The sequence below is a fragment of the Williamsia serinedens genome (genome assembly GCF_024171725.1).
GTDB classification, from domain to species: Bacteria; Actinomycetota; Actinomycetes; order Mycobacteriales; family Mycobacteriaceae; genus Williamsia_A; species Williamsia_A serinedens.
The window spans coordinates 289,086-307,810 of sequence record NZ_JAMTCG010000004.1; the positions used below are offsets into that span (position 1 = coordinate 289,086).

Sequence of the window (18,725 nt, forward strand, 5' to 3'; positions counted from 1 at the left end):
ACGTCCGACGACGTCAGGGGGTCGGCGACGTGGCCGCCGACCCGACGTGGCGGGCGATCTCGCGGGCTGTCTCGACCGGGATCTCCATCTGGCAGACGTGGCCGACGGCGCCGAACATCACCAGCCGGGAGTCCGGGATCGCGCGCACCAGTCGCGGCGCGATCGCGGAGCTGACGAGCTTGTCGCGGCCGCCCCAGATCACCAGCGTCGGCGACGTGATCGCCGTGGCGGTCCGCCAGTGCGTCCGGCCCGACATCCACACCCAACTGGTGACCAGCGAGGTCAGTGTCCGCGACAGCGCGACCGGCGCCCACGGCAGACCGGCGCGGGCGATCGCGTGCTCGACCGCCTGCGTGGTGCGCACGGGGCCCAGCCGCGACGGGTCGACCATGATCTCGCGCAGCGTCTGCGCGACCTGCCGCTCCGGGTGCGACCGCCCGAGATAGCCGAACACGGCCGGACCGACCCGCGGCACCTGCGCGAGCGTGAGCGGCACGAAGCTCAGACGTCGGATGCGCGGACGCAGGTCCGGGAACGCGGGCGAGATGAGGGTCAGGGTGGTCACCAGATCGGGGCGGGCCGCGGCGACCCGCGCGACGATCGCGCCTCCCAGGGAGTTGCCGACGAGATGCGCACCGCCGAGGTGGTCGAGGACGGCGATCACCGACTCGACCATCGTCGTGAGCGAGTAGTCGTCGCCGACCGGCGGGTCGGAGAAGCCGAACCCCGGCAGGTCCATGGCGTAGCCGTCGACCACGGGCGCGAGGACCTCGCCGAGATCGGTCCAGTTCAGCGACGACCCACCCAGTCCGTGGACGAAGAGAGCGCGCCCTGCGGCCGGTTCCGCGTCCGCCGGCCGGGGGACGCGGCGCAGGAACACTCCCCGCCCGTCGATCTCGACGCGGCTGCCCGGCCACAACGGACTGGTGCGGTCGAGCGGGGCGAGCAGATCGGCGGCGGACGTCGTCGAGGCCGTCGGCTCGGCCCGGGGTGTCGACACCGGTCCAGCATGCCTCACCCCTGCCGGGGTCCGAGTAGTGTCGTCGCATGCCCGGAGCCCCCCAGCGCGACTCCGTCGGGGTGGCCGACGAGACTGCGCGCCGCAACACGCGCATGCCGCGCAGCGCGCGTCGCGTGCAGCTGCTCGACGCGGCCAGCGAGATCTTCGTCGAGCGCGGTTACCACTCGGCCGGAATGGACGAGATCGCCATCCACGCCGGTGTGAGCAAACCCGTTCTCTATCAACACTTCCCGGGCAAGCTGGATCTCTATCTCGCGGTGCTCGAGGAGCACGCCGAGGCCATGGTGGCGCAGGTGCGCAAGGCGCTGGAGACCACCACCGACAACCGGCTCCGCGTGCGGGCCGCGGTGCAGGCCTTCTTCGACTTCATCGACCAGGACCACCAGGGGTACCGGCTGATCTTCGAGTCCGACGCCCTGGACCCGGCAGCCATCCGTCGCGTCGAGAGCGCGACCGAGGCGTGCGTCGACGCCGTCTACGGGCTCGTCATGCACGATTCCGGACTCGACCCGTACCGCTCACGGATGCTCGCGGCCGGGCTCGTCGGCGCGAGCCAGGTGAACGCCCGCTACTGGCTCGACGCGCGCCGCCCCATCAGCAAGGCCGACGCGGTCGAGACGACCGTCGCGCTGCTGTGGGGCGGGTTGTCGCGGGTGCCGCTGCAGGGCAACCCCGCGCCGCAGGGCTGAACCCGCGGCGTCGGGGGCAGGCGTCGCTCAGGCGGCGCCGAAGCCGACGCGCGGACGCTCGGCCGAGCCGACCTCGACGTAGGCGATCTTGGTGACCGGGATCAGGTAGCGCGCGCCCTTGTCGTCGGTGAGCTTCAGCAGCTGCTCCTTGCCGGACAGGGCGGCCTCGACGGCGGCGTGCACGTCGTCGCTGGTCTGATCGGTCTGCACGAGCACCTCGCGCGAGCTGTCCGAGATACCGATCTTCACGTCCACCGCCACGGCCGTCCTCCTCCACGCGTCACCCGACTGGGTTCGATCCCTCTGGGCTGTCGACCCAAGGCTAGTGGAGCGTCCCGCTCGCGCCCCATCGACTTCCGCTGAGGGCGTACCCGGACCGGTCCGACGTCCGCTGTCAGGCCCGGCGAGGTCGACGTCAGCCGAGGTCGAGGTCGCGCATGCGCGCGGCGTGACGGTCCTGGATGGACTCGAAGAACGCCGAGACGCGACCGAGGTCGGCGGCCTCGCTGAAGAGGACGTCGGTGAGCGCCTCCTCGGAGGCGAGGACGTGCTGGGCCTGCGTGATCGCCTCGCCGAGCAGACGGCGGCCCCAGAGCCGCAGCGGCGATGTGAGGTCGGGGTCGGCGGCGACGGCCGCACGCACCTGCTCCCTGGCGAACTCCGAGTGCCCGGTCTCGGCCATCACCTTCTGCACGATCGCCTCGGCGTCGTGGGGCAGCGTGTGCGCGACCTCGAGGTAGAAGTCGGCGGCCAGACCGTCGCCGATGTAGGCCTTGACCATCGACTCGAGCCAGGTGTTCGGGGTCGTCGACCCGTGGTAGCGGTCGAGGACCGGCGCGTAGTGCTCGACGGTGTCGCCGATGTCGTGCCCGCGCCTGCCGAGTTCCTCGGCGAGGATCTCGAAGTGGACCATCTCCGCGCCCGCCATCTGTGCCATGGCGACGCGACCGCGCAGGTCGGGGGCCATCGCGGCCTCGGCGGTGAGCCGGTAGAACGCCGCGATCTCGCCGGCGAGCAGGACCCCGAACAGCGCCGTCACACCCGGATGGTCGTCCGGCAGAGGCCGCGTCTCACCGCGCGGACGGACGTGCGGGGCGATGGACGCCGACGATCCCGGCAGCACCTCGGTGGGTGACGACTGCGGGTCCTGTCCGGATGTCGAGGCGGCCATGCGGCGATCGTAGGCGACCCCGTCGGTGGACGTCCCGGGCCCGGACACGCTGCGCCGATGACGCGTCCGCGCAGGCAGCACGTACACTCGCGGGGACGGTCGCCGCTGCGATCGGTGACACGAGACCCACGTCCGCGTCGCCGCGGCGGAACCGATCGTCACGACAGATGCGCGCGTACCGCGTACGTCGACGCCGCGCGGCAGCCGCGATCACATCCGGACCCGCCGCAGGCGAGACGCCAACGCTGAAGCTTCCGCGGGCGGCTCCCGCCCCCTCGAGAACGCCACCGAACCCGGGTACGCGCAGATGCGACACCGGAAGGCACCGACATCACCACCGACAACACCACCATCGTGACCGGCGAGTCCCCCATCGACCCCGACGTCCCCCAGACGACGATCGTCGACACCGACACCCACGTCGCGCCGACGTTCGCCGAGCTGGGCGTCAGCGACGAGATCGTCAAGGCACTCGAGGCCGACGGCAAGACCCACACCTTCGCGATCCAGGAGCTCACCCTGCCGCTGGCCCTCGCCGGCGACGACCTCATCGGCCAGGCCCGTACCGGAATGGGCAAGACCTTCGGGTTCGGCGTGCCACTGCTGCACCGCATCACCCAGGTCGCGCCCGGCTCCGACGGCCCGCTGCGCCCGCTCGACGGCACACCGCGTGCGCTCGTGATCGTCCCGACCCGCGAGCTGTGTCTCCAGGTCACCGGCGACCTCCAGGTCGCGGGCAAGGACATCGAGGTCGACCCGCAGCCGAACCCGAAGCGGAAGCTGTCGATCGTCTCGATCTACGGCGGCCGCCCCTACGAGTCGCAGATCGCCGAGCTGCAGGCCGGCGCCGACGTCGTCGTGGGCACCCCCGGCCGGCTGCTCGACCTCGCCCAGCAGGGCCACCTCATCCTGGGCAAGGTGCAGATCCTCGTCCTCGACGAGGCCGACGAGATGCTCGACCTGGGCTTCCTGCCCGACATCGAGCGCATCATGCGGGCCCTGCCCGACCAGCGCCAGACGATGCTTTTCTCCGCGACCATGCCGGGTCCGATCGTCACCCTGGCGCGCACGTTCCTGAACCGGCCGACGCACATCCGCGCCGAGCACGCGGGTGACTCCGCCGTGCACGAGCGCACGACGCAGTTCGTCTACCGCGCCCACGCGCTCGACAAGGCCGAGCTGGTGGCCCGGGTGCTGCAGGCGGAGGGCCGCGGCGCGACGATGATCTTCACCCGCACCAAGCGCACCGCGCAGAAGGTCGCCGACGACCTCGCCGAGCGCGGCTTCAAGGTCGGCGCCGTCCACGGCGACCTCGGCCAGGTGGCCCGCGAGAAGGCACTCGGCCGCTTCCGCGACGGATCCATCGACGTCATCGTCGCCACCGACGTCGCGGCCCGCGGCATCGACATCGACGATGTCACCCACGTCATCAACTACCAGTGCCCCGAGGACGAGAAGGCATACGTCCACCGCATCGGCCGCACCGGCCGCGCAGGCCGCACCGGTATCGCGGTGACGCTCGTCGACTGGGACGAGCTGCACAAGTGGAAGATCATCGACGACGCCCTGCACCTCGGGATGCCCGAGCCGGCGGAGACGTACTCCAGCTCCGATCACCTGCGGTCGGACCTGTCGATCCCCGAGTCGGCCACCGGTCGCATCGCCCCGCCCGCACCGACCGAGCGCGAGGGCACCTCGGACGGCGGTCGTCGGGAGCAGCGTGCGCCGCGCGCGAACCGCGAGCGTCGCCGCACCCGCGGCGCGCGGTCCGGGTCGGCGGGCGACGCCGCGTCGGCGAAGGCGGAGAAGGCCACGTCGGACGCAGGTGCGTCCGAGAAGTCGCAGGCATCGTCCGAGGCCTCCGGCGACGGCGGTGACGGCTCGTCCCGTCCCCGGCGGCGGCGTCGTCGCGGCCGTGGTCGCGGCGGATCGGGCGAGGGCACCGCGCAGGCCGCGGCGTCGAACGCCACCGCGTCGTCCGACCAGTGATCCGCTGACCCGGCAGTCCGGACCGACAACGGGGGGAACCGCGCACCGATGAGCCCGACGATGACCCGGCCGACGGGATCGCCGCGCCGGATCCGTCCGGAACGTCGGACCCGCACGGACCTGATCGTCTCCGCCGCTGTCGTGGTCGTGGTGCTCGTCGTCGCGGCGGTCGTCTGGTGGGTCGCGCCGTCGCGGCACACCGAGGTCGACTCGGCGCCGGTGCCGCTGCAGCCCGTGGGCGACGCCACCGCGGCACCCGCGACGCTGGTGCCGGGGTGGACGGCGCCCTCGCCGGTGACGCCGATGCCGGTCGTGACGGAGTCGGCTGTCGTCACCGCCGACGGCGGATCGGTCGTCGCCCACGACCCCGACGACGGGTCGATCGTGTGGAGCTACCGCCGGGACCTGCCGTTGTGCGGCGTGATCGCCGCGTTCCCGTCGGCGCCCAGGGTGGTCGCCGCGTACCGGAACAGCCGCGGATGCGGCGAGGTGACCGCTCTGCGCGCCGACGACGGGCGCCGGTCGTCGAGCCGCAGCAGCGATGCCGACGACCGGATCTTGTTGCAGACCGCGTCGGACTACGTCGTCGCGCAGGGCGACAGCCGCCTCGAGTCGTGGGGGTCCTCGCTGGTCCGCGGCGTCGAGTACGGACGCGTCTCCGCCCCGGTGCAGCCGAACACGCAACCCCGGTCCGGGTGTCGCCTGCAGTCGAGCGCGACCGGCGCCGACGACATCGCCGTCGTCGAGCAGTGCCCGGACGAGAACGGCTACCGCCTCACCGTGATCGCGGCGTCGCAGGACAAGGACGGCAAGGTCACCCAGCTCGGGTCGCGTCTCATCACCGACGGCTTGGCCGGACCCGTCCCGCGGGTGGTGGCGGTGTCGTCGGGGGCGGTCGCGGTGTACCGCGGTGGCTCCCCCGCCGCCTCGTCCACCGGCGCGTCGGCGGCCCTCGGCCCGCAGATCCGCGTCTACGGCACCGACGCCGCCCTGCGCAGCACCCACGAGGTCCTCGGCGCGAGCGACATCCCGCCCGGCTCGGTCCCGGTGCGTTCGACGAGCGGCGACGGCCAGACCGCGCTGACCGTGTTCACCGGCAGTGCCACCGTCGTCCTCGACCCGACGGCCCTCACGCCGCGCTACCAGATCCCCGGCACGCTGGGCCCCGCCGTGCTCATGGGCGCCGACCTGATCGTGCCGGGCCCGTCCGGGATCACCGTCGTCGACCCGGCCACCGGGGCGCAACGACGGACCATCGCGGTGGCGCGGCCGGGGTACACCGGCGGCACGGTCGGCCTGGCACCGATCGGCACCGACATCGCCGTCCAGTACGACGGGGGCGTCCACCTGCTCCGCGGTACCGCCTGACGCGGTCGGGTCAGACGGCCGCCTCGATCGTCGTCAACGGTTTGCCGCCGTCCCAGTGGTCCCAGAGGTTCTGCGCGAGTTCGCGATACGCCTCGGACCCCTTGTGCTTGCGGCCCGTCATGACGCTCGTGCCCGACGCGGACGCCTCCGCGAAGCGGACCGTCCGGGGGATCGGCGGGTGCAGCACCGGAAGGTCGTAGCGGTCGGACACGTCGGCGAGGACGTCGCGGCTGTGGGTGGTGCGCGAATCGTAGAGCGTGGGGACCACGCCGAGCAGCGTGAGGTCCGGGTTGGTGATCTGCTGGATCTCGGTGACCGTCCGCAGGAGCTGCCCGACGCCGCGATGCGCGAGGGTCTCGCACTGCAGCGGGACCACCACCTCCGAGGCGGCGGTGAGGCCGTTGAGTGTGAGGACCCCGAGCGACGGCGGGCAGTCGACGAGGATCACGTCGTAGTCCTGTGCCACCTGAGCCAGCGCACGCTTGAGCGCGTACTCACGCCCCGGGCGCATCAGCAGCAACGCCTCGGCACCGGCGAGGTCGATCGTGGCGGGCAACAGCGTCATGCCGTCCTCCGTCGACAGCAGCGCGTCGACGATCTCCACCTCACCGAGCAGCACCTCGTGCACCGACACCTCGAGCTGGTCGGGATCGTGACCGAGGGAGAACGTCAGCGAGCCCTGCGGGTCGAGGTCCACGACGAGGACCGACAGGTCCATCCCCGACAGCGCGGCACCGACGGACGCGACGGTGGTCGTCTTCGCGACCCCACCCTTCTGGTTCGCGACGGCCAGCGTGCGGCTCATCGGCGATCGGCGTTCGCGGGGACGGTCATCGGGCGGCTCCCTCTCCAGCACAGACGTCGGCGGGCCGCGGGTCGCTCTGCGGGCACCGTGCCTGTCGAGGATAGGCGGCGGGGTGCCACGATGGGCGCATGGTCGAGACGACACGGCCGGACGCCTCCGGATCCGCCGGCGAGGACGTCGCCACCCACCGACTGGTCGTCGTCCGCCACGGCGAGACGGAGTGGTCGAAGACGGGGCGGCACACCGGCACCACCGACATCGATCTCACCGACCTCGGGGTCGACCAGGCGCGGTCGCTGACCGGGCCGGTCGAGGAGTTGTCGTTGGTGTCGCCGTGGGTGATCAGCTCACCGCGGGTCCGGGCGCAGCGCACCGCCGAGCTGGCGGGTCTGCGCGTCGACGCCGTCGACGAGTCGGTCACCGAGTGGGACTACGGCGAGTACGAGGGGCGGACGAGCCCCGACATCCACCGCGACGACCCCGGCTGGACGGTGTTCGCCGACGGCGGTCCCGGGGGCGAGTCCCCCGAGGACATGACGCGTCGGGTCGACGGGGTTATCGCGGCGATCCGTCCCCGGTTGGACACCGGCGACGTCGTCGTCGTGACGCACGGGCACTTCTCGCGCAGCCTGCTCGCGCGGTGGGTGGGTGCGCCGATCGGTCTGGGTCAGCACCTGACGATGCTGCCCGCGTCGATCGCGGTGCTCGGTTTCGACGGCCGGTCGCAGAACCTCACGGCGCTCGGGATCACCGGCTACCGCAGCGCGGACTACGTCGATGCAGGACGGCCGAGCCGTCGGATGGGCTGAGTGGCCGAGCTGTCGGATGGGGTGACCGGCCGAGCCGTCGGATGGGGTGACCGGCCGGGTGGTCAGTCGTCGGCGTCGGGGGCGGCCCCACCCGACAGCCACCGCACCGATTTCGGCGAGAACAGCAGCCCGAGCACGATCACGACGACCACCAGCAGCGGGGCGCCGAACCACGGTTGCCCGCTGTCGGTGAGCAGCGCGAACGCGACGGGGATGAGCAGGATCTGCGCGACCACGGCGATCGCGCGGCCCCACCGGCGGCCGCGGACGAGCGCGACACCGCCGGTGATCACGCCGGCGCCGAGGATCGCGAACCACGCCGCGGTGCCGTAGGAGTTGATGAAGTTCGCGTGCTCGGCGCCGACGAGTTCCCGGACGACGAACACGACGGCGAGGGCGATCCCGACCGCACCCTCGAGTGCGACGAGGAGTCCCGCGCGACGCACGGCGGTCGGCGGCGGGTCGAGCCGTCGGGTGTCCTGCGGGTCCGGGCCCGACGGATCGGTCGATGTCACCCCGCCAGCCTAGTTCGGGCCGGGAGAGCGCCCGGCCCTCGACGCCGGTCGTTGACGCGTCGGGTGCGGTGTGTCAGCGTCCGTCGTGTGACCCGGACGATGGCGGCGGTCCGTGCGATGGCGCCGATGGTGTCCGACCTGCGGTCGGTGTCGACGATGGTGGCGCCCGTCCGAGGGGTGCCTCAGCTCGCCGAACCCGACCTCCCCTGGACCGAGGTCGCCGACGTCGACCTCGGCACACGGGGCCGGTTGCGGGTCCGCCACACGCCGGGTCTGCACGAGGCCGGTGTGCCGCCCGTCGTGCTGCTGCACGGGGTGACCCTCACCGCCGACCTGAACTTCTTCGCCCTGGCCGACGTGGTGGGTGCGCGGCGTCCGGCGATCGTGTTCGACCTGCCGAACCACGGCGCGGGGATCCGCGTGCGCCGCTTCGCGTTCACCGATCTCGCCGACGACGTCGTGGCCGTCCTCGACCGTCTCGGCGTCCCCCGCGCGGTGCTGCTCGGGTACTCGCTCGGCGGGATCACGGCGATGGTGACGGCCGACCGTCACCCCTCGCGGGTCGCGGGGATCGTCGTGCAGGCCGCGGCGATGCGCTACGGCGACGGTGACCGGGCGTCCGCAGCCGGCGACGGTGTTCGCGGCCGTCGGGCGCACCGACCACCGGCACCTGCGCCCGCAGGCGCCGAGTGTCGTGACGCTGATGCGGTCGGATCGGGTGTGTCCGCCGCGCCTGCAACGCGAGGCCGCCGAGCTGCTCGGAGCGCGTCTCGTCGAGACCGAGGCCGACCACGACCTGCCCGTCGCCGACCCCGCGCGCTATGCCCATCTCACGGCGCGCGCACTCGACCTGCTGGACGAGCTGATGGACGGCCCACGCGACCGGCACGACGGGCGGGGCCCGACCCGGGGGTGACCCTCTAGGCTCGGACATCGTGCGTGCCCTCCTGATCGTCAACCCGTTCGCGACGTCGACGACCGACGCAGGGCGGGACGCGCTGGCGCACACCCTGTCCGCGCGGTGCGATCTGACCGTCGAACTGACCACCCACCGCGGCCACGCGGGCGAGATCGCCGCCGGTGCCGGCGCGCGCGGTTTCGAGGTCGTCATCGTGCACGGTGGAGACGGGACGGTGAACGAGGTCGTCAACGGGCTCATCACACCCCCCGGCGCACCGGTGGAATCGGGTCCGGTGCCGGCGCTGGCGGTGGTGCCGGGCGGCAGCGCGAACGTGTTCGCGCGCTCGCTCGGGGTCCTCGCCGAGCCCCTGCAGGCGACCGGGCAGCTCGTCACGCTGCTGTCTGTGGGCTCACGCCGGCGGATCAGCCTGGGCCACGTCGACGGTCGGTGGTTCCTGTTCAACGCCGGCCTCGGCGTCGACGCCGAGGTCGTGCACTCCATCGAGGACCAGCGCCGCGCGGGCAAGGCCGCCAGCGACGCCCGCTACATCGCGACCACGGTCTCGCACTTCCTGCGCGGCTCCCGACGGTCCCCGACGCTGACGGTCACCGTGCCCGCACCCGACGGAGGCGGTCGCGTCGTCGACGGCGTCCACTTCGCGTTCGTCAGCAACGCCAACCCGTGGACGTACATCGGTGAGCGGCCGGTCTGGACCAATCCCGACACCGGCTACGCGACGGGACTCGGCCTGTTCGCGGTGCGGTCCATGCGGGTGCTGCGCATCCTCCCCCTGGCGGCACAGCTGCTGCTGGGGATCGCGCCCCACGTCGGTCATCTGGTCCGCGACGACGACGTCGCGCGGGTGCGCATCGACGCGTCGGTGCCCACGGATCTGCAGATGGACGGCGACTACATCGGCGAACGGACGGCCGTGGAGTTCGGTTGCGTGCAGGACCGGATCGAGGTCGTGGCGCCTCCGGTCGGCGCCGGGCCACGCCACTGAGGGCGTGACAGGGATCACTGGCCTGATCAGGAAAATCTCGGCACAGCTCTGTCGAAGGTAGTACAACGGTTCGAGGACACGACGGGTACCCCCTTCGAGTCAGTGACCTTGCCCACTGGTAGGGGCGAGACCATTGACTTGATCGTGATTCGTGAAAGCATTCACAAGCAACAGTGCGGAAACATTCAGTACGCACACGTGAACGAGACATGACATACGGCGCGCGTGTGGAACGCGCATGCGAAGGAGCAGGAATGGACTGGCGGCACAAGGCGATCTGTCGTGACGAGGATCCGGAGCTGTTCTTCCCCGTGGGGACCAGCGGCCCGGCCATCGCGCAGATCGCCGACGCGAAGCTCGTCTGCAACCGCTGTCCCGTGACCGCCGAGTGCCTTTCGTGGGCGCTCGAGTCCGGTCAGGACGCGGGTGTGTGGGGCGGCATGAGCGAGGACGAGCGTCGCGCGCTGAAGCGCCGCAACGCACGCACGCGGAGCCGCAGCACCGTCTGATCTCGCAGACCACCACGACGAGCCCGGCGGTTCCCGCCGGGCTCGTCGCATGTCCGGGGTCGGGTGGTCAGCGCAGCGGGACGGTCAGGACCGCCTGCGTGCCGCCCTCGGGGCGCGTGGAGAGTTCGAGCGTGCCGCCGAGTTCGATCCGCACCAGGGTGTGCACGATCTGGAGACCGAGCCGTTCGGCCGCACGCAGGTCGAAACCCTCGGGCAGCCCGACGCCGTCGTCACGCACCGCGACCACGAGTCGCCGGGTGTTCCGGTCGGCGTCGATGACCACCTCGCCTTCGTCGCCGTCGGCGAATCCGTGTTCGACGGCGTTCTGGATGAGCTCGGTCAGCACCATCACCATCGGCATGGCCAGGTCCGACGGGAGCACGCCGAGCCTGCCCGCCCGTCGCACCACGGCCTGACCGTCGCCGGCCGCGACGTCGGCGAGCACCGGCACCAACTGGTCGACGACGACGTCGAGGTCGACAGCCTCGTCGACCGACCCCGACAGCAGCTCGTGCACCAGCGCGATCGCCGCGACGCGCCGCACCGCCTCGTTCAACGCACCCCGCGCCTCGGGGTTGTCGGTGCGGCGGGCCTGCAGCCGCAGCAGCGCCGACACGCTCTGCAGGTTGTTCTTCACCCGGTGGTGGATCTCGCGGATCGTCGCGTCCTTGCTGATCAACGCGCGGTCGCGCCGCTTGAGCTCGGTGACGTCGCGCAGCAGCACCGCCGCCCCCGCGGGGCGCCCCTCGGGGTGCAGCGGCACCGCACGCAGCAGGACGGTCGCGCGACGGGCGTCGGCCTCGGTCCGCATCCCCGACCGCCCCGCGACGGCGTCGGTGATCATCCCGACGACCTCCTCGGCCTCGAAGCGGTCGGTGAGCAGCTCCGACATCACGTCGACGAGCCGGTTGCCGGTCAGGTCGGCGGTCCACCCCATGCGATGCACCGCCGAGAGCGCGTTCGGGCTGGCGAACGCCACGACACCGTGGGTGTCGATGCGGATGAACCCGTCCCCGGCGCGCGGCGTCGACAGTCCGCGCGGATTGCCCTCGTTCTGCGGGAACGTGCCGTCGGCCAGCATCTGCGACAGGTCGTCGGCGCAGTCGCGGTAGGACATCTCCAGCGACGACGGCAGCCGCAGCTGCGCGAGGTTCGCGGTGCGCGTGACGACGGCGACGACCTCCCCGTCGAAGGTCACCGGGACCGCCTCCCGCTGCACCTGGATGGGTCCCGACTCGCGCCGGACCTCGAGCTCGAGCACGGTCGGCTCGGGTCCGCGCACGATCCGGCGTGCGGGGATCGCCTCGGCCACGAGCGGGTCGTCCGCAGGCGACGTCGAGCGGCCCACCTGGTCGACCGGGTAGACCGTCGACGCCGTGTTCGGGCGGCACTGGGCCACGCAGATCAGGCCGTCGTCGGCGGCGTCGACGACCATCAGCAGGTCGGCGAACGAGAGGTCGGCGAGCAGCTGCCACTCGGCGACGACCCGCTGCAGGTGACCGGCGACGGCCCCGGAGAGATCGGTGTGCTCGGCGAGCAGATCGGTCAGCGTCGACATGCTCTGTCGGCCGACGAGGTCAGTCGATGGTGGCGATGACGTCGCCGGCCTGGATGACGTCGCCGACCGCGACCTTCACCTCGCCGACGGTGCCCGCCTCCTCGGCGAGGACGGGGATCTCCATCTTCATCGACTCCAGCAGGACGATGGTGTCGCCGGGCGCGATCTCCTGCCCCGGGGACACGACCACCTCGAGGACGCTCGCCACGATCTCGGCCACCACTGGTTCTGCCACAGCCATCCTCCACACCGATGCCGCGACGTCACGGGGTCGCCGCGACGTCGACTGTCGGGAGACAACCTATCGCGACGGATTGGGATGCGGTGCGCAGGTCGTGGGAGAATGGCCCGCGACGAAGGGAGTCCCCATGGGCAAGCGAGGACGCAAGAAGCGCAGTCGCAAGAAGAACGCCGCGAACCACGGCAAGCGCCCCAACGCCTGACGTGCGGAGCGCAGACGACGAGGGCCGGACCTGATCACAGGTCCGGCCCTCGTCGTGCAGGGGTTGTTCAGCCTTCGGTGGCGCGGGTGATAACGGTCTTGCGGATCTCCGTGGTCAGCCGGTCACGCAGGGAGTCCGGTGCCCTGTCGCCACCGCACTTGCGGTTCACCAGGTTCTTCAACTGCGACTCGATCCCGTAGTGCGCGAGGCAACTCGAGCACTCGTCGATGTGCGACTGCAGACGCTCACGGACGTCCTCGTCGCACTCGTTGTCCAGCAGGAGCCAGACGTCGGCGATGACGGCCGAGCAGTCGAGTTGCTCGAACTCGGCGTCCTCGGCCGCGGACATCGCGGTCGCGTCGACCTGTGTCGGATCGGTGTGCTCGGCGGTCATCGGGTCACCTCCGCGGTGTCGCCGCCGGATCGACGGGCAAACCCACGCTCCGCCGCGACGTCGGCGAGCAGCGAACGGAGCTGCTTGCGACCGCGGTGCAACCGGGACATGACGGTTCCGATGGGAGTGTCCATGATCTGGGCGATCTCCTTGTAGGGCAGGCCTTCCACATCGGCGTAGTAGACGGCCATCCGGAAATCTTCCGGGAGTTCCTGCAGTGCGTTCTTGATGTCGTCGTCCGGGAGGGCGTCGAGCGCCTCGATCTCGGCCGACCGCAGCCCCGTCGACGTGTGCTCGGCCGTGGCGGCCAGCTGCCAGTCGGTGATCTCGTCGGTGGGGTACTGCGCGGGCTGCCGCTGACGCTTGCGGTACCCGTTGATGTAGGTGTTCGTCAGGATGCGGTACAGCCACGCCTTGAGGTTCGTGCCCGCCTTGAACGAGTGGAAGGCCGAGAACGCCTTCACGTAGGTCTCCTGCACCAGGTCCTCGGCGTCGGCCGGGTTGCGGGTCATCCGCAGGGCCGCGCCGTACATCTGGTCGAGCAGGGGCAACGCGTCGCGCTCGAACCGCGCATCGCGTTCAGCCTGCGTCTCGACCTCCTGGTCGATCGCCTCCGGATCGGCCGCTGCCGTCGCTTCGGGATCGCTCACCAACACCCTCTCGGCTGTGCTCACGCGGGACCGGCCATGGTCATGGCCATCCGATGAGCGTACCGAGGGCATGTGGTGGACGAACACGGGTCGGACGCGGGTCGGTGCGTCGAGGACTGTGCCCACCATGTCGACCTCCTCGTCCTCTCGTCGTGCCGGTCGGGCAGACCGGTCGGATCTGTGATCGCAAATCGGTAACGAGATGGTGAACAACTCGTCCGTCTGCGGGTCGGATCCTGTCTCCGAATCGCTCAACAGTGGCACGGGGCGGAATGTTCCGCAGCACTACGATCGATCCTCGTGACCCCTCCGGATGGCGCCTGACGTGGGCGTGAGTACTCCCGCGACCGCCGCGTTGACCGCGGCAAGGGTGCCCTACACCGTGCATCGTTACCGTTCTGTGATGGTGAACGGATCGTTCGGTGAGGAAGCGGTCGATCAGCTCGGTGCAGCGCTCGACGTCGCCGCCGAGCGGGTGTTCAAGACCCTGGTCGTCGCGGCACCGGGAGCCGGTCGGGCCGGGCTCGCGGTCGCCGTCGTGCCCGTCCCCCGACGCATGGCGCCGAAGGCCGTCGCCGCGGCCCTGGGGGTGTCCCGCGTGGAGATGGCCGACCCGGCGGCGGTTACGCGGGCGACGGGATACGTGCTCGGCGGTGTCTCCCCGGTGGGTCAGCGGCGCGCCCTGCCCACCGTCGTGCACACCTCGGCGACAGCGTTCGCGACGATCCTGTGCAGCGGTGGCCGGCGCGGACTGGAGATCGAGCTCTCCCCCGCCGACCTCGTCGCCGTCACCGACGCCGTCGTCGCCGACATCTGCGCCTGACACCGGCGTGCCACTCGCCGACCGTGCCGAAACCCGTCGCCGAGCGTGCAGAAACCCACCGCCGAGCGTGCAGAAACCACCGCCGAGCGGGCACCGGATCTCCTCGACCGTGCAGTCGATCCGCTCGATCGTGCACTCGATGTGGCGACGACGACGGGACTGCACAGTCGGCGGGATCTGGTGCACGGTCGATGCGATCAGGTGCACGCTCGGGGAGGTCGCGGGGAGGGTCTGGGACCACAGAGGGTCGCCGGGGCCGGGGAGAGCCCTCGGGGTCTACAGGAGGGTCTGCTGTTCCGGACGGTCGCCGACGGGGGCGAGGAGTTCGGGGCCGTTGTTCGCGACGCGGTTCACCAGCGGCGCCACCTCGCGGCGGGCGATCGCCTCGACCACCTCGTCCGACGGCGGGGCCAGCAGCGCCTCGGCGGGCGGCGCGTCCGGGTCGAGCCAGGCGTCCCAGTTCTCCGACGGCATGATCAGCGGCATCCGGTCGTGGATGTCGCGTAGCGGCCCCACGGCGTCGGTGGTGATGATGGTGCAGCTCATGAGCGGAGGCGTGTCGGCGCCGGCGTCTTTGGGTCGCCAGGTGGTCCACAGCCCGGCCATGAACAGGCGCGTCCCGTCGACGGGCGACATGAAGAACGGTGTCTTCGACGGCTTGCCGTCGGCGCCGGTGCCCTTGCGCCACTCGTACCAGCCGTCCATCGGCACCAACGCCCGACGGCCCTTCAGCGACGACTTGAACGACGACTTCTCCGCCACGCTCTCGGCGCGCGCGTTGAACAGCAGCGGCGCCTTGGCGAGATCCTTCGTCCACGGCGGGACCAGACCCCACCGCATCGCGCGCACCCGCATCCGCGCCGGGGAGTCCGGATCGTCGTGGTCGTGGCGGGAGACGACGGTCATGATGGTCGTCGTCGGGGCCACGTTGTAGTTGACGCCCGGTCCGCGCCTGCCGGCGGTCGCGGTGTCACCGGTGTCCGACGCGGCCGCCTCCTGCACGTCCTTCTCGGTCTCCTGCGAGGCCGGTGCGCTCACCTCGTCGAGGGCGTCGAGCTCGGCGGCGAGGGTCGCCGGGTCGGTGGTCACCGCATACCGTCCGCACATGCGTCCATGCTGACATCCCGCACCGACGGTCGGCGCACCGATCGGGGTCGCGACGTGCGAGCATCCGACGATGACCACCCGCGCGGCGATCACCCGTCTGCACCGACGACTCGTCCGTCGCGCGCAGGGACCGCTCGCACCCGAACGCGCCCGCGCGCGGATGTCGGCGTACGTCTACGGCACCCTGCTGGCGCTGGCCGCGGTCGTCGTGGTCGACCCGCACGCGATCGACGACGGGTCGGCCGTCCTCATCGTCCTCGGCACCACCGCGACGACGTTCCTCGCGCACGTCTTCGCCGAGATCGTGGCCTACCGGGCCATCGGTGTCGACGACGACCGCAGCGACCGGGTGCGTGCCCGTGCCGCCGCCGACGAGCTGCGCGACGCGCTCCCGATCGCCTCGTCGGGCGCGTTCCCTGCGTTCTTCCTCGCGCTCGGATGGCTCGGCGCCCTGTCCTCGACGTGGGCCTACGTCCTCGCCGGCGCCGGTCCGATCGCCCGGATCGCGCTCGCGGAGATCGCGATCCAGCGTCTGCAGGACCGACCGATGACACTGCGGGTCCTCGTCGGCGCCCTCGCCACCGCCGCGCTGGCGACGGCGATCGTCGCGATCAAGGTCGTCGTCGCGCACTGAACCCCCGTGGGACAATCGGCGGCGATGAGCACCTGGCACGCACCGACCGCGACCGGCCCCGTGACGGCGACGGTCCCCCTGCCCGGGTCGAAGTCGATCACCAACCGCGCACTGGTCCTCGCCGCTCTGGCCGACGGACCCAGCACCCTGCGCGGAGTGCTGCGCAGCCGGGACACCGATCTGATGCTCGCCGCGATACGCGGGCTGGGCGTCGGGGTCGACGCCGACGCGGGCGAACCCACGACCGTCGTCGTGACCCCCCGCCCGCTGCACGGCGGCCACGTCGACTGCGGCCTCGCCGGGACCGTCATGCGGTTCGTCCCGCCGGTCGCGGCGCTCGCCGACGGCGCGGTCACCGTCGACGGGGACGAGCAGATGCGGGCGCGTCCGGTCGACACCATCCTGCGCGCCCTGGCCGATCTCGGCGTGGCGGTCGACGGGCAGTCGCTGCCCTTCACGATCACCGGCAGAGGCGCCGTCCGCGGGGGCGCGGTCACCATCGACGCGTCGTCGTCGTCGCAATTCGTCTCCGGCCTGCTGCTGGGCGCCGCGCGGTTCGACGAGGGCATCACCGTCCACCACGTCGGGAAACCCGTTCCGTCACAACCGCACATCGACATGACCATCGAGATGTTGCGAGATTCAGGGGTGCACGTCGACGACGGCGAACCCGACACCTGGCGCGTGGCACCCGGCCCGATCGCGGCGGTCGACCGGACGATCGAACCCGATCTCTCCAACGCCGCCGCGTTCCTCGCCGCGGCCGCGGCCACGGGCGGATCGGTGTCGGTGCCGTACTGGCCCGCGCGCACCACCCAGCCGGGCGCACAGATCGTCGACGTCCTCGACCGGATGGGCGCGTCGACGACCCTCTCGGACGGGACGCTCACGGTCCGCGGCCCCGACCGGCTGACCGGCATCAGCGCCGACCTCGGCGACATCGGTGAGCTGACCCCGACGATCGCGGCGCTGTGCGCGCTGGCGGACACCTCGTCGACGCTGTCGGGGATCGCGCACCTACGCGGTCACGAGACCGATCGCCTCGCGGCGCTGACCGCCGAGATCACCGGTCTCGGAGGCCGGTGCGTCGAGACCGACGACGGACTGAGGATCGAACCGGCGACGCTGCACGGCGGCACCTGGCACAGCTACGCCGACCACCGGATGGCCACCGCGGGCGCCCTGATCGGCCTCGTGGTCGACGGGGTGGAGGTCGACGACATCGGCTGCACCTCGAAGACGCTCCCCGACTTCCCCGCGATGTGGTCGGCGATGACGGGTGGCTGACGCGGGGGGCGGTCGCTCCGTGCGGCGCTACGACGAGAGCGACGTCCGCGTCCGGCCGGGCAAGGGCAGCCGGCCCCGGACCAAGACACGCCCCGCGCACGACGACGCCGTCGAGGCCCTCGTCGTGTCCCGCGACCGCGGCCGGTGGGGCTGTGTGCTCGACACCCCGGACGAGCGCGAGGTCGTGTGCATGCGGGCCCGGGAACTGGGCCGCACCCCGGTCGTCGTCGGGGACCACGTCTCGGTGGTGGGTGACCTGTCCGGCGACGAGGGGTCGCTCGCGCGGATCGTCCGCGTCGCCGAGCGCAGCACCGAGCTGCGGCGCACCGCCGACGACACCGACCCCTACGAGCGGATCGTCGTCGCCAACGCCGAACAGCTGCTCATCGTGACCGCACTCGCCGACCCGCCGCCGCGGACCGGGTTCGTCGAGCGCGCTCTGGTCGCCGCGTACGCCGGTGGGCCGCAACCGATCCTGTGTCTGACCAAGTCCGACCTCGCCGACCCCGACGAGTTCCGCTCGGCGTTCGCCGACCTCGACCTGCCGATCGTCGTCGCCGGGCGCGACGACCCGACCGACGTCGTCGCCGACATGCTGCTGGGTAAGGTCACCTGCCTCATCGGGCACTCGGGGGTCGGCAAGTCGACGCTGGTGAACCGCCTCGTCCCCGACGCCGACCGCGCGACCGGCGAGGTGTCCGGTGTCGGCAAGGGGCGGCACACCTCGACGCAGTCGGTCGCGCTGCGACTGCCCGGCGGTGGCTGGGTGATCGACACCCCCGGCATCCGTTCCTTCGGGCTCGCCCACGTCTCCCCCGACGACGTGGTGAAGGCATTCGCCGACCTCGCCGAGGTCGTCGAGAACTGTCCGCGCGGCTGCCGCCATCTCGGACCGCCGTCGGACCCGGAGTGCGCACTCGACGGACTCACGGGAACAGCGGGTCGTCGCGCGATGGCCGTGCGCCGACTGCTGCAGGCCACCGACCCCGCCCGCGGGCGGGTCGAGGACCCCGGACGAACAGAGGACCCCGAGCGTCCCTGACGCCGCG

22 protein-coding genes are annotated in these 18,725 nt (G+C 71.8%); 12 read left to right on the forward strand and 10 right to left on the reverse strand.

Features of this window, described 5'->3' with window-relative positions; genetic code table 11:
- Positions 1-13 precede the first annotated feature (13 nt).
- Positions 14-1,000, reverse strand: coding sequence for an alpha/beta fold hydrolase (locus LX12_RS12430; protein WP_253654864.1), 987 nt, complete (start codon positions 998-1,000; stop codon positions 14-16).
- A gap of 113 nt (positions 1,001-1,113) precedes the next feature.
- On the opposite strand from LX12_RS12430, the gene fasR reads away from it, so the two are divergent.
- Entirely contained in the window at positions 1,114-1,710 is a 597-nt protein-coding gene (fasR, locus tag LX12_RS12435; protein ID WP_253655105.1) for an HTH-type transcriptional activator FasR, read from the forward strand.
- A gap of 27 nt (positions 1,711-1,737) precedes the next feature.
- Here fasR and LX12_RS12440 read toward each other — a convergent pair whose 3' ends face one another.
- Positions 1,738-1,971: a DUF3107 domain-containing protein gene (locus LX12_RS12440; protein ID WP_253654865.1), complete on the reverse strand. Its 234-nt coding sequence runs from the start codon at positions 1,969-1,971 to the stop codon at positions 1,738-1,740.
- 154 nt (positions 1,972-2,125) lie between these two features.
- Positions 2,126-2,881: a ferritin-like fold-containing protein gene (locus tag LX12_RS12445; protein WP_253654866.1), complete on the reverse strand. Its 756-nt coding sequence runs from the start codon at positions 2,879-2,881 to the stop codon at positions 2,126-2,128.
- Between the two features lie 354 nt (positions 2,882-3,235).
- Here LX12_RS12445 and LX12_RS12450 point away from each other — a divergent pair, with 354 nt between their 5' ends.
- Positions 3,236-4,870, forward strand: a complete 1,635-nt coding sequence (locus LX12_RS12450) for a DEAD/DEAH box helicase (protein WP_253654867.1) — start codon at positions 3,236-3,238, stop codon at positions 4,868-4,870.
- A gap of 60 nt (positions 4,871-4,930) precedes the next feature.
- A complete protein-coding gene (locus tag LX12_RS12455) occupies positions 4,931-6,238 on the forward strand; it encodes an Rv3212 family protein (protein ID WP_253654868.1) in 1,308 nt (435 codons plus the stop codon).
- A gap of 10 nt (positions 6,239-6,248) precedes the next feature.
- Here the strand turns inward: LX12_RS12455 and LX12_RS12460 are convergent, their stop codons facing one another.
- Positions 6,249-7,043, reverse strand: coding sequence for a ParA family protein (locus LX12_RS12460; protein WP_253654869.1), 795 nt, complete (start codon positions 7,041-7,043; stop codon positions 6,249-6,251).
- A gap of 128 nt (positions 7,044-7,171) precedes the next feature.
- Between LX12_RS12460 and LX12_RS12465 the strand changes: the two genes are divergently transcribed.
- A complete protein-coding gene (locus LX12_RS12465) occupies positions 7,172-7,852 on the forward strand; it encodes an acid phosphatase (RefSeq protein ID WP_253654870.1) in 681 nt (226 codons plus the stop codon).
- 62 nt (positions 7,853-7,914) lie between these two features.
- On the opposite strand, the gene LX12_RS12470 is transcribed toward LX12_RS12465, so the two are convergent.
- A complete protein-coding gene (locus LX12_RS12470) occupies positions 7,915-8,367 on the reverse strand; it encodes a hypothetical protein (RefSeq protein ID WP_253654871.1) in 453 nt (150 codons plus the stop codon).
- 87 nt (positions 8,368-8,454) lie between these two features.
- Between LX12_RS12470 and LX12_RS12475 the strand changes: the two genes are divergently transcribed.
- From LX12_RS12475 to LX12_RS12485, 3 genes are all read left to right on the forward strand, one after another.
- Positions 8,455-9,291, forward strand: coding sequence for an alpha/beta fold hydrolase (locus tag LX12_RS12475; protein WP_253654872.1), 837 nt, complete (start codon positions 8,455-8,457; stop codon positions 9,289-9,291).
- Between the two features lie 11 nt (positions 9,292-9,302).
- A complete protein-coding gene (locus LX12_RS12480) occupies positions 9,303-10,271 on the forward strand; it encodes a diacylglycerol/lipid kinase family protein (RefSeq protein WP_253654873.1) in 969 nt (322 codons plus the stop codon).
- Positions 10,272-10,525: 254 nt separating this feature from the next.
- Positions 10,526-10,780 (forward strand): WhiB family transcriptional regulator, encoded by a 255-nt coding sequence (locus LX12_RS12485; RefSeq protein ID WP_253654874.1) that lies wholly within the window; start codon positions 10,526-10,528, stop codon positions 10,778-10,780.
- Between the two features lie 67 nt (positions 10,781-10,847).
- On the opposite strand, the gene LX12_RS12490 is transcribed toward LX12_RS12485, so the two are convergent.
- Together LX12_RS12490 and LX12_RS12495 are read right to left on the reverse strand one after the other, a co-directional pair.
- Positions 10,848-12,338: a sensor histidine kinase gene (locus tag LX12_RS12490; RefSeq protein ID WP_253654875.1), complete on the reverse strand. Its 1,491-nt coding sequence runs from the start codon at positions 12,336-12,338 to the stop codon at positions 10,848-10,850.
- A 19-nt stretch (positions 12,339-12,357) separates the two neighbouring features.
- Positions 12,358-12,573: a biotin/lipoyl-binding carrier protein gene (locus LX12_RS12495; RefSeq protein ID WP_253654876.1), complete on the reverse strand. Its 216-nt coding sequence runs from the start codon at positions 12,571-12,573 to the stop codon at positions 12,358-12,360.
- A 133-nt stretch (positions 12,574-12,706) separates the two neighbouring features.
- On the opposite strand from LX12_RS12495, the gene LX12_RS22350 reads away from it, so the two are divergent.
- Positions 12,707-12,781, forward strand: a complete 75-nt coding sequence (locus tag LX12_RS22350) for a 50S ribosomal protein bL37 (RefSeq protein WP_371865352.1) — start codon at positions 12,707-12,709, stop codon at positions 12,779-12,781.
- A 67-nt stretch (positions 12,782-12,848) separates the two neighbouring features.
- Here LX12_RS22350 and rsrA read toward each other — a convergent pair whose 3' ends face one another.
- Positions 12,849-13,175, reverse strand: coding sequence for a mycothiol system anti-sigma-R factor (gene rsrA / locus LX12_RS12500; protein ID WP_372505003.1), 327 nt, complete (start codon positions 13,173-13,175; stop codon positions 12,849-12,851).
- Complete coding sequence (locus tag LX12_RS12505; protein ID WP_253655107.1) at positions 13,172-13,897, reverse strand: sigma-70 family RNA polymerase sigma factor; 726 nt, start codon at positions 13,895-13,897, stop codon at positions 13,172-13,174. Before LX12_RS12505 ends, rsrA begins: the two co-directional genes overlap by 4 nt.
- A 241-nt stretch (positions 13,898-14,138) precedes the next feature.
- Here LX12_RS12505 and LX12_RS12510 point away from each other — a divergent pair, with 241 nt between their 5' ends.
- Positions 14,139-14,648 carry an aminoacyl-tRNA deacylase gene (locus tag LX12_RS12510; protein ID WP_253654877.1) on the forward strand — a complete coding sequence of 170 codons (510 nt, stop codon included), beginning with the start codon at positions 14,139-14,141 and terminating at the stop codon, positions 14,646-14,648.
- Positions 14,649-14,924: 276 nt separating this feature from the next.
- Here LX12_RS12510 and LX12_RS12515 read toward each other — a convergent pair whose 3' ends face one another.
- A complete protein-coding gene (locus tag LX12_RS12515; RefSeq protein ID WP_253654878.1) occupies positions 14,925-15,755 on the reverse strand; it encodes an SOS response-associated peptidase in 831 nt (276 codons plus the stop codon).
- Between the two features lie 70 nt (positions 15,756-15,825).
- On the opposite strand from LX12_RS12515, the gene LX12_RS12520 reads away from it, so the two are divergent.
- From LX12_RS12520 to rsgA, 3 genes are read left to right on the forward strand one after another with little or no spacing between them, the layout of a single operon-like run.
- Entirely contained in the window at positions 15,826-16,389 is a 564-nt protein-coding gene (locus LX12_RS12520; RefSeq protein ID WP_253654879.1) for a hypothetical protein, read from the forward strand.
- Positions 16,390-16,413: 24 nt separating this feature from the next.
- A complete protein-coding gene (gene aroA, locus LX12_RS12525; RefSeq protein ID WP_253654880.1) occupies positions 16,414-17,676 on the forward strand; it encodes a 3-phosphoshikimate 1-carboxyvinyltransferase in 1,263 nt (420 codons plus the stop codon).
- On the forward strand, positions 17,669-18,718 hold the full coding sequence (gene rsgA, locus LX12_RS12530) for a ribosome small subunit-dependent GTPase A (RefSeq protein WP_253654881.1): 1,050 nt from the start codon (positions 17,669-17,671) through the stop codon (positions 18,716-18,718). Before aroA ends, rsgA begins: the two co-directional genes overlap by 8 nt.
- Positions 18,719-18,725 lie beyond the last annotated feature (7 nt).